This window comes from Methylobacterium brachiatum (assembly GCF_020523825.1).
In the GTDB taxonomy this organism is placed as follows: Bacteria; Pseudomonadota; Alphaproteobacteria; order Rhizobiales; family Beijerinckiaceae; genus Methylobacterium; species Methylobacterium brachiatum.
Window position 1 is genome coordinate 403,570 of sequence record NZ_JAJALK010000001.1, and the last position, 12,357, is coordinate 415,926.

Annotated in this window: 9 protein-coding genes, 1 tRNA gene and 1 pseudogene; 10 read left to right on the plus strand and 1 reads right to left on the minus strand. The window is 70.5% G+C overall.

Features of this window, described 5'->3' with window-relative positions; genetic code table 11:
- The first annotated feature begins 208 nt into the window (after positions 1-208).
- Genes LGR69_RS01925 through LGR69_RS01950 form a run of 6 tightly spaced genes read left to right on the plus strand, consistent with a single transcriptional unit; the run spans position 209 to position 6,102 of the window.
- Positions 209-1,057, plus strand: coding sequence for a transporter substrate-binding domain-containing protein (locus LGR69_RS01925; RefSeq protein ID WP_230364991.1), 849 nt, complete (start codon positions 209-211; stop codon positions 1,055-1,057).
- Between the two features lie 16 nt (positions 1,058-1,073).
- Positions 1,074-1,817 (plus strand): amino acid ABC transporter permease, encoded by a 744-nt coding sequence (locus LGR69_RS01930; RefSeq protein ID WP_230364992.1) that lies wholly within the window; start codon positions 1,074-1,076, stop codon positions 1,815-1,817.
- Positions 1,818-1,873: 56 nt separating this feature from the next.
- Positions 1,874-2,596 (plus strand): amino acid ABC transporter permease, encoded by a 723-nt coding sequence (locus LGR69_RS01935; RefSeq protein WP_230365211.1) that lies wholly within the window; start codon positions 1,874-1,876, stop codon positions 2,594-2,596.
- Positions 2,597-2,613: 17 nt separating this feature from the next.
- Positions 2,614-3,408, plus strand: coding sequence for an amino acid ABC transporter ATP-binding protein (locus LGR69_RS01940; RefSeq protein WP_230364993.1), 795 nt, complete (start codon positions 2,614-2,616; stop codon positions 3,406-3,408).
- Entirely contained in the window at positions 3,408-4,742 is a 1,335-nt protein-coding gene (locus tag LGR69_RS01945; protein ID WP_091861510.1) for an MmgE/PrpD family protein, read from the plus strand. Before LGR69_RS01940 ends, LGR69_RS01945 begins: the two co-directional genes overlap by 1 nt.
- 40 nt (positions 4,743-4,782) lie before the next feature.
- Entirely contained in the window at positions 4,783-6,102 is a 1,320-nt protein-coding gene (locus LGR69_RS01950) for an LLM class flavin-dependent oxidoreductase (protein ID WP_007565667.1), read from the plus strand.
- Between the two features lie 683 nt (positions 6,103-6,785).
- Here LGR69_RS01950 and LGR69_RS01955 read toward each other — a convergent pair.
- A complete protein-coding gene (locus LGR69_RS01955) occupies positions 6,786-7,229 on the minus strand; it encodes a CHRD domain-containing protein (protein ID WP_230364994.1) in 444 nt (147 codons plus the stop codon).
- A gap of 131 nt (positions 7,230-7,360) precedes the next feature.
- Between LGR69_RS01955 and LGR69_RS01960 the strand changes: the two genes are divergently transcribed.
- From LGR69_RS01960 to LGR69_RS01975, 4 genes and pseudogenes are all read left to right on the plus strand, one after another.
- The gene (locus LGR69_RS01960) at positions 7,361-9,385 is read left to right on the plus strand and encodes an OPT family oligopeptide transporter (protein WP_230364995.1); all 2,025 of its coding nucleotides are present in this window, start codon (positions 7,361-7,363) and stop codon (positions 9,383-9,385) included.
- Positions 9,386-9,452: 67 nt separating this feature from the next.
- Positions 9,453-9,529 (plus strand) — tRNA-Met (locus tag LGR69_RS01965).
- A gap of 558 nt (positions 9,530-10,087) precedes the next feature.
- Positions 10,088-10,384, plus strand: a complete 297-nt coding sequence (locus tag LGR69_RS01970; protein ID WP_230364996.1) for a hypothetical protein — start codon at positions 10,088-10,090, stop codon at positions 10,382-10,384.
- 251 nt (positions 10,385-10,635) lie between these two features.
- Positions 10,636-12,356: pseudogene (locus LGR69_RS01975) on the plus strand (PHA/PHB synthase family protein).
- Position 12,357 lies beyond the last annotated feature (1 nt).

The window sequence follows — 12,357 nt, forward strand, 5'->3', positions numbered from 1 at the left end:
CTGAGCGTCGAGTCGGATTGCAACCCGGGCGGGAACGGCTTTAAGGCACTTTCGCTCGCCGCCATCGGTATCGGGCCGTGCTGTAAGCCCGCGCTGTCCCGTCGGCTCACGCGGCGCGTATGGAGCGCGGCCGCTGCAGCCGGCCGGCGCGCGATCGGATCGCCCCGGGCCCGATGGGCCGGCAGAACGTCAGGAAACCGGAACCGTCATGGCGCGCACCGCATCCACGAAGCTCCCGCTCTGTGCCCTGGCGCTCACGCTGCTGGCCGGCGCGTTCGGCTCGGAAGCCCGTGCGGATGCAACCCTCGACCGGATCAAGGGCCGGCAGAAGCTGACGGTCGGGATCATCCTGTCGGGCGCGCCCTTCGGCTACATCGATCCGCAGAGCCGGGCCGAGAAGGGCTTCAACATCGATCTGGCGAAGGCGCTGGCCGAGAAGCTCGGCGTCAAGGTCGAGCTTGTCACCGTCACGCCGCCCAACCGGGTGCAGTTCCTGCAGCAGGGCAAGGTCGACGTCCTGATCGCCAACATGCAGTTCACCGAGGATCGCGCGAAGATCATGGATCACGTGCAGACCCCGTACGACCGGGCCGGCGGGGCCGCGCTCGGCCGCAAGGACAGCGGGATCAAGGATTGGACGGACCTGAAGGGCAAGCCGGTCTGCATCTCGCAGGGTTCCAACTACGCGCAGCCCCTGGCCGACACCTATGGCGCCGAGGTGAAGGGCATTCCGAGCCAGCCGGAATCCATGTTGGCGCTGCAGGGCGGCAATTGCGTCATCGCCGTCCACGTCGCCCCGACGATCAAGCTGCTGCTCGCCGACCGCCCGGACGCGTGGAAGGACTACGCCATCGTCATCCCGACCGAGCTGGAGCCGGCCGATTCGGTGATCTGGCTGCGCAAGGGCGAGCGCGACACCGGTGCGGCCCTGGACGCGGCGGTGCGCGAGCTGCACGCGTCGGGAGCCATGCTGGAGATGGCCAAGGCGAATCGCCTGGTCGATCCGACCTTCCTGGAGGAGGCACGGCGCAAATACGCCGCGCCCGCCAAGCCGTGATCGCGTCGCTGCCGGCATGATCGACCAAGCCGTCCGGACCTTCGTCGCCCTCGCGGGCGAGGTCGGCCTGCACTACGATTTCCTCCTGAGCCCGTCCGAGGTCCGGCCCTGGATCGCCGGCATGGGCACGACGCTCCTGCTCGTGCTCCTGGCGATCCCGCTGAGCCTCGCCGCGGGCGTGGCCTTCGCGGCGGCCCTGACCTCGGGCCGCCCGTGGCTCGCCGGACCGGTGCGGGCCTATGTCGAGCTCACCCGCAACACGCCGACCCTCGTCCAGCTCATGTTCGCGTTCTTCGCGCTCAACATGCTGCTGTCGAAGGCGCTCGGCGGCGCGGCGAACAACCCGTTCACGCCGTTCTTCTGGGTGGTGGCGGTGACCGGGCTCCACATCGCCGCCTTCCACGCGGAGGCCCTGCGCGGCGGGATCGAGGCCGTGCCCGCGGCCATGGTCGAGACCGCCCATGCCATCGGCTTCTCTTCGTTCGAGGTCCTGCGCTACGTGACGCTGCCGCTCGCCCTGCGCACGGCCATGCCGGCCATCGTGAACAACCTGGTCAACCTGGTGAAGCTGACCACCATCGGGTCGGCGATCGCCGTGGGCGAGGTGACCTACGCCTCGATCATGATCTGGACGCAGCGCGACAACGTCCTCGAGCTGATGATCGTGATCCTGCTGTTCTTCGGGTTCATCAACACGGTGCTGTCGCAGATCGGCCGCTACGTGGAGCGCCGGCTCGCGGTCCCGGGATACGGCGTTTGAGCACCGCGGCGCTCCCCGCGCGCGGCCGTGCCGCCCTCGGCCCGGCCTGGGCCTGGCTGGCGCTCGTCGCCGCCGGCTTCCTGCTGTGGACGGTGCTCGACGCCCGCCTCGCCCGGGACCTGCTCGACTGGCTGCCCTACCTCGCCTCGGGCTTTGCCATGAACATCCTGATCAGCGTGCTCGCCATGAGCGCGGGCACGCTCGCGGGCGTCACGCTGGGGGCGATGGAGCTGTCGGCCTCGCGGCTCGTGCGGGCGCCGGCGGTGGCCTACGTCCAGGTCTTCCGCAACGCGCCGCACCTCGTGCTGATCTTCGCCACGACGTACATCTTCCCGTTCGAGATCGTGGTGGCCGGCAACTACCTGCCGTTTCCGGACTGGTTGAAGGCGGTGTTCGGCCTCGCCATTCCGGCGAGCGCCTACGTGGCCGAGATCGTCCGCGGGGCGATCCAGTCGGTCCCGACCACCCAGTGGGACGCCGCCAAGGGCGTCGGGATGTCCCGGGGCCAGACCCTGCGCTGGATCATCCTGCCCCAGTGCCTGCGCCGGGCGCTGCCCCCCTGGATGAACCTCTACGCCTCGATCACCATGAGCACGGCCCTGGCCTCCCTGGTCGGCGTCCACGAGCTGCTGCACGCCGCCACCGACGCGAGCACGGCGGTGCGCCGCGACGACTTCACCATCGCGGTCTACCTGACGGTGCTCGCCGCCTTCTTCCTCTTCTGCTTCCCGATCTCGCGCCTGACGCGGCGTCTCGAACGCCGCTTCGCCCCGCGCTGAAGGCTGTACCCCGCCCCATGGCACAGGATTCCACCGCCCGGCCGATCCTCGTCGAACTGCAGGACGTCCACCTGTCCTTCGGGGCGGCCGAAGTCCTCAAGGGCATCGATCTGACGGTCGCGAAGGGGGACGCGGTCTCGATCATCGGCCCGTCCGGATCGGGCAAGTCCACGATCCTGCGCTGCATCAACGGCCTCGCCCAGCCGCAGGCGGGGCGGATCACCGTGGCCGGGACCCGGGTCGACACCCTGCGCAATGAGGCCGAGCGGATCGCCCTGCGCAAGCGCATCGGCATCGTGTTTCAGCAATACAACCTGTTCCCGCACCTCACCGTGCTCGAGAACATCACCATCGCGCCGACCCGCATCCTCAAGGTGCCGCGGGCCGAGGCCGAGGCCCTGGCCCGCGATCTGCTCGCCCGGGTCCGCCTGGCCGACAAGGTGGCGGCCTATCCGGGCGAATTGTCCGGCGGCCAGCAGCAGCGCGTCGCCATCGCGCGGGCGCTGACCATGCGGCCCGAGCTCGTCCTGTTCGACGAGGTCACGTCCGCCCTGGACCCTGAGATGGTCGGCGAGGTGCTCGCCGTCATCCGCGAGCTCGTCCGCGACGGGCTGACCAGCATCCTCGTCACCCACGAGATGCGTTTCGCCGAGGAAATCAGCGACACGATCGCCTTCACCGAGAACGGCCGGATCGTCGCCCAGGCCCCGCCGGCCGAGCTGTTCTACCGGTCCGGCAATCCGCGCATCCGCCAGTTCATCGGCGGCTTCCAGGGCTACCGGGACGCCGTGCAGGATCGGGAGGGAATCTGATGCCGAACCCGCGCACCGCCGCCCTCGCCGAGGCGATCGTCGCCTCGCGCCCGGAGGCCGATCCCGCCGCCATGGGTGCGGCGCGGATCGCGCTGGTGGACTTCCTCGCCTGCGCGCTGGCCGGCAGCACCGACCCGTCGCTCACGACGTTACGCGGCGTGTTCGGCGATGCCCCCGGCCGCGCCCTGGTGATCGGCTCCGCGCAGCCGGCAGACCCGTTCCTGGCGGCCCTCCTCAACGGCCATGCCGGCCACGTGCTCGATTATGACGACGTGCATGCCAGCGTGCGCGGCCACCCGACGACGGTGATCGTCCCGGCGCTGCTCGCCGCCCTCGACCCGGACGCGCTGCCCAGTGCGGACGCGTTCCTGGCCGCCTACCTGGTCGGGCTGGAGACGATGGCGCATCTCGGGCGCGCGATCGGCCCGGCCCATTACGAGCGGGGCTTCCACGCCACCGCCACCCTCGGGCCCCTGGGGGCCGCGGCGGCGATCGCGCATCTGCGCGGCTTCAGCGCCGGGACGACCGCGATCGCCCTGGGGCTCGGCGCGACGCAGGCCGCCGGGCTGCGGCTGCAATTCGGATCGGATGCGAAGCCGCTCCATGCCGGGCTCGCCGCCCGCAACGGCCTGGCGGCGGCGCGCCTCGCCGAAGCCGGCCTGTCCGGCGCCGACGATTGCCTCGACGGTCCGAACGGGTTCCTGCAGGCCTACGGCTTCGGCGACGAGGCGCCCGAGCGGGTGCTCGAAGGTTGGGGCGCTCCCTGGCAGATCGTCCGGCCCGGCCTGACCCTGAAGGCGTTCCCGTGCTGCACGGCGGCCCATCCCGTCGCGGTGGCCGGCCTCGCCCTCCACCGCGAGGGCATCCGCGACCTGGCGCGGGCGACGATCACCTTCCCGCCGGGGGGCGACGCCGCCCTGGTGGTCCGCACGCCGCGCACCGGTATCGAGGCCCGGTTCAGCCCGGAATACATCCTGGCCGCCGCCCTCGTCGACGGTGCAGTCCGGATCGACCATTTCGATGAGCGCCCGGTAAGGCCCGACCTCGCCGCCCTGGCGGCGCGGGTCGAGCGCCGGCACGACCAGACCGCCCGCCGCCTCTCCTCGGATCCGAGCACGCGCTTCGTCGTGGTCGAGCTGACGGACGGGCAGGGCCGGACGCATGAGCGGCGCATCGACGGCCTGCCGGGGCTCGCCGATGCCGACGACAAGTTCCGGGACGCGACCGCCGCATCCGAGGCGTTGCGCACCGTGCCCGATCGCGTGCGCGCCATGCAGGACGCGACGGATCTCGCCCGCCTCCTCGCCTGCCTCGCGCAACCGCGGCAGCCGTAAGCACCCCGGCCGCCCCCGAACCCCAGCCGTGAGCCCGCCCATGACGACGACCCCGCGACAGATGCATCTCGGCCTGTTCCTGCAGGGAGCCGGCCATCACGTCTCGGGCTGGCGCCACCCGCGCGCCGAGGCCGGCAGCGAGAACTTCGACCTCCTGCGCCGGGTGACGCAGATGGCCGAGGACGCCAAGTTCGACATGGTGTTCCTGGCCGACGGCCTCACCAGCGCGGTGGATGCCCACCCGTCGATGATCGCCCGGTTCGAGCCGCTGACGCTGCTCAGCGCGCTGGCCATGGTCACGAGCCGCATCGGCCTCGCGGCGACTTCCTCGACCACCTACGGCGAGCCCTATCACACCGCCCGGGCCTTCGCGTCGCTCGACCATCTGAGCGGCGGACGCGCGGCCTGGAACGTCGTCACCACGTCCTACGCGCGCACCGCCAACAACTTCTCCAAGGAGCATCCGGCACACGACGAGCGCTACGCGGTCGCCGAGGAATTCGTCGACGTGGTCTGCGGCCTCTGGGACAGCTGGGACGACGACGCCTTCGTGAAGGACAAGGCGCGGGGCATCTACGCCGACCCCGCGAAGGTACGGGTGCTCGACCATGTCGGCCGCTACTTCCGCGCCAAGGGCCCACTCAACATCCCGCGCTCACCGCAGGGGCATCCGATCCTGATCCAGGCCGGCTCATCCGGGCCGGGCCAGGATCTCGCCGCCCGCCGGGCGGACGTGGTGTTCACCGCCCAGCAGACCATCGAGGAGGCCCAAAAGTTCTACGCCAGCCTCCGGCAGCGCGTCGCGGGCTTCGGCCGCGATCCGTCCACGGTGGCGGTCATGCCGGGGATCCTGCCGGTCATCGGCCGGACGCTGGAGGAGGCGAGCGCCAAGCTGATCGAGCTCGACCACTGGACCGACATCGCCAGCGCCATGCCGCTGCTGGAAGAGCGCCTCGGCCATTCGCTGGCACCCTACGACCTCGACGGCCCGCTCCCAGACCTGCCCCTCTCGGACCAGCTGCGCAGCCGCGCCGAGCTTCTCACCGAGCTGGCCCGCCGGGAGAACCTCACCATCCGCCAGCTCGCCCTCCGGGTCGCGGCCGGACGCGGACACCACATGATCGTCGGCACGGCCACCGACGTCGCCGACCGGATGCAGGCCTGGTTCGAGGGCGGCGCGGCGGACGGCTTCAACGTGATGCCCCCCTTCTTCCCCGACGGCCTCAGCGACTTCGTGCGAGAGGTGGTGCCGCTGCTTCAGGAGCGCGGCCTGTTCCGGACGGACTACGAAGGCGCGACCCTGCGGGACCATCTCGGCCTGGCGAGGCCGGAGCCGGAGCAGCGGGCCTCCGCGGGGTAGGGGGGACCAGGCCCGGCCGCTCTTCAGGACGCTCCCGGGAGAGGCGGCATCGCTTTGGCGGGCGGGTGGACGAGGGTGCGCTGCAGGATCGATCCCAAGCGAGAGCTTCGAGCCCCATGCGTCCGCTGCTTCTGGCTCTGCCGCCTCTTGCGTGCGGCCTACGCTGTTCACGCCTCGGCGCATGAAAAATGGAAAGCCCGCGCCTCCCCCCGGTGGCTGAGGATTGCACAGGCGGATGTTTTCATTTCCCCCGGCGTGGAAGGCTCGGTCTTCGCGTCCGAGCAGTGACGCGATCGATGCGACCCACGCCATCATCCCGGGGCCCGGGATCCAGAACCGCCGACATGACAAACTCTTGCGCCAGCAGCGCTTCCGGATTTCGGGCTCATCTGCGGCGCCTCGGATTGACGGCGCCCTTGACCGGGCTTGGGGACCAGCTTTCGGATCGTGGGTCTTTCGACCCGCGTAGCCCGAGGCCCCCGCAGGCCAGGGGAAACGCACGGCGCTTCAAGCGCGTGCTGTCGACCGCGATGCGTGAATCCGCGCGTCGTCACGGGGCAGCGGGGCCGGCGCCGCACCCTGGGACGCCGACCGGTCTACGGCCTCTCCAGCGCCGGCGGCGTCGCAGGGGAAGAGCGCCCCATCGAGGCGCGATGTTTTCCGGATGGCGCCAGCCCTGAACCCTACCGGGCCCGCTCCACTTGGCCGCGGATCTCACCCTTCGGGTTCGCGGCGGTGTGGATGTTGAAATAGAGCTTGCCGGCTTCGAGGTCGGCGGCCTTGGCCTCGTCCAGGGTCGCCTCGCCGGAGAACGGGCTGCTGGTCGCGGTCACCGGCACGAGGACGCCGGCATTGACGCCGGGCAGGGCGGGGCCGTGGAAATGGGCGGTCGTGACGGGGCCGGTCAGGCCGCTATAGGTGCCGTTCCAGCTCAGCCGCTTGGTCGCCGGATCGTAGGTCGCCGTCACGGCTCCGGTGCCCTTCGACTCGGTCGCGGGGACTTCACTGCCGCCGCTGAGCGCGGCCCTGTAGGTGATGCTCTCGCCCGCGGCACGCGCGCCGGACGTCGCCAGCGGTAGGGTGAGGGCGAGGAGGGCGGCGAATCCGGTTCTGGCAAGGCGTGACATCGTACGCTCCGCTGCAGCACGGCCCCCGAGCGGGGCCACGTGTCGCAAGATAGGGGGCGGCGCCGCGCCGGTCATCGGGTTACTGGTCATCCTGGGATAAAGGTCCGGCCGCACGCGCCGGTGGGGGCGCAATGGCGATCATGGACGCGGGCGCCCCGGCGAGCGGGCATGGGCGGGAGATCACCGCCCGGGGGATCGTGCTCGGGGCCCTGATCACGATCGTGTTCATGGCCGCCAACATCTATCTCGGCCTCAAGACCGGGATGACGTTCTCGTCCTCGATCCCGGCGGCTTTGATCTCGATGGGGGCGCTTCGCCTCGTGGGCGGCGCCGGCATCCTCGAGAACAACATCGTCCAGACCCAGGCCTCGGCGGCCGGCACCCTGTGCAACGTCATCCTGGTGCTGCCGGGCCTCGTCCTGATCGGCCATTGGCACGGCTTCCCGTTCTGGGAAACGAGCCTGGTCTGCCTGATCGGCGGCTGGCTCGGCGTGGCGTTCTCGATCCCCCTGCGCCGGGCGCTGGTCTCGGGCAGCGACCTGCCGTACCCCGAGGGGGTCGCCGCCGCCGAGGTGCTGCGCGCCGGCCATTCCGAGACCGGCGAGCGCGGGCTCACGACGCTGCTCGCCGCCGCGGCCAGCTCCGGGCTGGTCGCCTTCGCGACCAGCGGCCTGCGCATCCTGGCCGACGGCGTGCTCACGGCGTTCAGTTTCGGCGGCGCCGTATTCAGCATCGGCAGTGGATTCTCCCTGGCGCTCGTCGGGGTCGGCTACCTGGTCGGGATCGGGGCGTGCCTCGCTTTGCTCACCGGCGTGGTGATCGCCTGGGGCATCATGGTCCCGGTTCTCACCGCCCTGACGCCCCAGCCGGGCCTCACCCCCGGGGAGGCCGCGCAGGCGGTCTGGTCGGGACAGGTCCGGCTCGTGGGCGCCGGGATCATCGCGGTCGGCGGGTTCTGGACCGTCGCGACGCTCGTCCGGCCGATCGCCCGCAGCGTCCGGTCGGCGCTGGCGGCCGGCGATCCGGCCCGGGCCGCCGTCCGGCAGGACCGCGACCTGCCGCTGCCCCTGGTCGGCGGGGTGGCGCTGGCTCTGTGCCTGCCGCTCGGCGCGCTGTTTGCCGGCTTCGCGGCCGATCTCGGCATCGCCGGCCCGATGCTCGTCGCCGTGGTGGCGGCCGGCCTGCTGTTCTGCCTGGTCTTCGGCGCCGCCATGGCGGCGGTCTGCGGCTACCTCGCGGGCCTGCTCGGCTCCTCGACCAGCCCGATCTCCGGGATCGGCATCCTCACCGCCATGGTCGGCGCCGCGCTGCTGCCGCTGGTCCTCGGGCCGGCGGAGAGCCCTGAGGCGCGGCGCGTCACCGTCGCGCTAGTCCTGCTCGCCGCCTCGGTGATCATCACCGCCTGCTCCATCGCCAACGACAACCTGCAGGACCTGAAGACCGGCCAGATCGTCGACGCCACGCCCTGGCGCCAGCAGCTGGTGCTGATCGTCGGGGTCGCGGTCGGCTCGCTGGTGATCGTGCCGCTTCTGTCGCTGCTCTACGGCGCCTACGGCTTCGTCGGATCGCTGCCCCGCCCGGGCATGGACCCGGCTCTGGCGCTCACCGTGCCCCAGGCCTCGCTGGTCACCCAGATCGCCGACGGCATCGTGGCCCGGACCCTGCCCTGGCCGATGCTGATGATCGGCTGCGCCCTCGGTGCGGTCATGGTCGGCCTGGAGGTCGCGCTGAAGCGGCGGGCTTTCAGCTTTCCCGCTCTCACCGTGGGGATCGGCATGTACCTGCCGCTCTCCGTCGAGATGACGATCGGGCTCGGCGGCCTCCTCGGCTTCCTGTGCCTGCGCGCCCTGCGCCGCAGCGGCGCCGATCCCGAAACCCTGGAGGCCGCCCGCCGCCGCGGCGTGCTGATCGCCTCCGGATTTCTGGTCGGCGAGAGCTTCGTTGGAATCGGCCTGACCGCGATCGACGCGGCTTCCGGCCGATCCTCGACCCTCAGCCTGGTCGGGCCGGATTTCGCCCAGACCGCGACCTGGCTGGGCGGCGCAGTGTTTGTCGGGGGATTCTTCGCGGCGATGCGGTTCATCCGCGGTTCCTTCGCAGACCCTGCGCAGAGACGCCCCGTCGGGACCCCCAAATTCCGCGCAGAGAACCGTTGACAGCCCGCGCCCGGCCTCCCTATACCCCGGCCGCTGGTCGCTGCCTTCCGGGGCACGCGCGGCTTGTGGCGGGGTAGCTCAGCTGGTTAGAGCAGAGGAATCATAATCCTTGTGTCGGGGGTTCAAATCCCTCCCTCGCTACCATCGGCATCATCGAGTTTTTTGGCGCCGCAGGCGAACAAAGTCCTAAAACCGTGCCGACCGGGTTCCACAGTCGTTGACGCGCTTGGACAGCCCCAAGTCCGTTGCTTCGCGCGGATGGGCTGATCCCCCAGCGCGAGTGATCATCATTCGGCACCTGTACCCACGGCGGCGATTTCGTCGGTCGGCCGCGAGTTCAGGCGGACGGCAGGTCTCATCCCGAGACCGGGACTTACTAGTTCCCACATCGTGTTCCGAAGAGATTTCGCCTCCTGCTCGGAAGGATTGAGGAGGGAAAAGCTTCTGCACGAAGGAGCCCGGTCTAGCCCGAACGCAGTCTCTCCGAGCCGCCGCCGAGATCGGCGCACATTGGGCGCCCACAAGGTAATTGGCAGCAGCTCTGGCTTGTCGTTGCACGCGAGGATGCGCTTGGCATTGACGATCCCGCACTCCTGACGCCGGCAGATCTGATCGCAGGAAAGCGCGATCTGCTCGCTTCTGGCCGCGCACCATCCGCGACGCCCCTATCGTCGCGACGCCAATCCAGCCGTCGGCGACGTCATGATGGTCCCCGACATGCAGCGGATTTACGGCCGGGAGTTCACCGACGGTAAGGCGCAGACCATCCTGCGGGCTTGGCGTGGGAATATTCGTCTCGACGACCTGTTCATAGGTCGGGGACAGGTCGAGCGCATGGGGCCACGATCGGCGAGCGAAGCCAGCTTGGGGACGATGGCCGGCAAGCGCCTGCGGCGATCGCGAGCGGCTCGTCTGACAAGCCAATCGGCCATGCCAGCTGCGACGTGGCCCGATCCGGTGTCGGCGCTGGGGCGCGGCTCGTGCATCCCCTCAACCTGAGCGGGCCCGACGGCGATCGATGCAGCGAGCTTCCGGCCAGAAACGGCGAAGCTTTGATCTGAATCACGGCCGCGGAGTCGTCGGCGCCGTAACCTCTTCGGCATCGCAGGCGACTGCGCATGCGCGAAGCAGACATGAAAGCCTTGGCTACGATCAACACGGATTTGGCCGCCGGGGGAGCCTCGCTCTCGGTCGCCGAACTCTGTCGCCCGGCGTCGCGTTCGGACCCCGACGAAAACGACGACGATCTGATGCCGCTCCGGCACGCGATCGATGAGAGTGTGCACGCCGCCGTCGCCCGGATGACCGGGGCCTGTCGCCGGCGGCGCTGGCCGAGGCCTGGTTCGACTGGGCCATCCATGCGGCCTTCTCGCCGGGCAAGCAGGCGGCCCTCGGTATGAAGCTGCTCCGCGAGCAGAGGCGCCTCGCCCAATCCGCGGCGCGGTACGGGCTGCTGCAGGGCGAGGCTCCGCCCCGCATCGATCCGCTGCCCCAGGATCACCGATTCGACGATCCGGCCTGGCAAGCCTGGCCGTTCAGCTTCGCCTGCCAGGCGTTCCTCTCGGCCCAGCAATGGTGGCACGACGCGACGACCGACATGCCCGGCGTGTCGAAGGCCCACCAGAACCTCGTCTCATTCGCCGCGCGCCAGGCGCTCGACGCGCTCGCGCCGTCGAACCAGCCCTGGACCAACCCGGTCGTTCTGCGCGAGAGCCTGCGGAGCGGCGGGACGACCTTTGCCAGCGGCCTGATCAACGCCGCCGAGGATACCGTGCGCGCGACCGCCGGCCCGGGGCCGGTGGGCACCGACGCCTTCCCGGTCGGGCGCGCGGTGGCAATCTCACCCGGCAAGGTCGTGTTCCGCAACCGGCTGATCGAGCTGATCCAGTACGCCCCGACCACCGATGCGGTCCGGCCCGAGCCGGTACTGATCGTGCCGGCCTGGATCATGAAATTCTACATCCTCGACCTGTCGCCCGGGAACTCGCTGGTCCGCTACCTCACGGCCCAGGGCCACACCGTCTTCATGATCTCCTGGCGCAATCCGGGCCCCGAGGACCGGGCTTTGTCCTTCGACGATTATCGCCGGCTTGGGATCATGGCGGCCCTTGACGCCGTCTCGGCGATCGTACCCGGGCGTCCGGTCCACGCGGCCGGCTACTGCCTCGGCGGCACGCTCGCAGCCATCGCGGCCGCCGCGATGAGCCGGGACGGCGACGCGCGGCTGGCCTCCCTCACCCTGTTCGCCGCGCAGCTCGATTTCACCGAGGCCGGCGAGCTGACGCTGTTCATCGGCGAGAGCCAGATCAGCTTCCTGGAGAGCCTGATGCGCAGCCAGGGCACCCTCGATTCCAGCCAGATGGCTGGGGCCTTCCAGCTCCTGCGCTCGAACGACCTGATCTGGTCGCGGATCGTCCGGGACTACCTCATCGGGCGACGCGAGCCGATGACCGACCTGATGGCCTGGAACGCCGATTCCACCCGCCTGCCGGCCCGGATGCATTCGGAGTACCTGCGCCGCCTGTTCCTCGACAACGACCTGGCGGAAGGGCGCCTGGAGGCCGGCGGCGAACCCGTGTCGCCCGCCGACATCCGGATCCCGGTCTTCGCGGTCGGCACCGAGCGCGATCACGTCGCGCCCTGGCGGTCGGTGTTCAAGATCCATCACCTTGCCGAGGCCGAGGTCACCTTCGTCCTGTGCAGCGGCGGCCACAATGCCGGCATTGTCGCGGAGCCGGGGCATCCGCACCGCCGCTATCGGATGCGCACGAAGGACGTCGCCGCACGCCACCTCGGCCCCGACGCCTGGATCGCCACCACGGACTCGACGGAAGGCTCGTGGTGGCCGGCCTGGTCCGGCTGGCTCGCTGCGCGGTCGGGGCCGCTCGGGCCGCCGCCCGGGATGGGGGCACCGGCCTCGGGCTACCCGGAGCTCGGGGACGCGCCCGGAACCTACGTCCTGGAGGCTTAGA

Bases quoted from the DNA above. Each gene is read 5' to 3' on its own strand.
- LGR69_RS01925 (WP_230364991.1), top strand. From the start codon at position 209: ATGGCGCGCACCGCATCCACGAAGCTCCCGCTCTGTGCCCTGGCGCTC.
- LGR69_RS01930 (WP_230364992.1), top strand. From the start codon at position 1,074: ATGATCGACCAAGCCGTCCGGACCTTCGTCGCCCTCGCGGGCGAGGTC.
- LGR69_RS01940 (WP_230364993.1), top strand. From the start codon at position 2,614: ATGGCACAGGATTCCACCGCCCGGCCGATCCTCGTCGAACTGCAGGAC.
- LGR69_RS01945 (WP_091861510.1), top strand. From the start codon at position 3,408: ATGCCGAACCCGCGCACCGCCGCCCTCGCCGAGGCGATCGTCGCCTCG.
- LGR69_RS01950 (WP_007565667.1), top strand. From the start codon at position 4,783: ATGACGACGACCCCGCGACAGATGCATCTCGGCCTGTTCCTGCAGGGA.
- LGR69_RS01955 (WP_230364994.1), bottom strand. From the start codon at position 7,229: ATGTCACGCCTTGCCAGAACCGGATTCGCCGCCCTCCTCGCCCTCACC.
- LGR69_RS01960 (WP_230364995.1), top strand. From the start codon at position 7,361: ATGGCGATCATGGACGCGGGCGCCCCGGCGAGCGGGCATGGGCGGGAG.
- LGR69_RS01970 (WP_230364996.1), top strand. From the start codon at position 10,088: ATGATGGTCCCCGACATGCAGCGGATTTACGGCCGGGAGTTCACCGAC.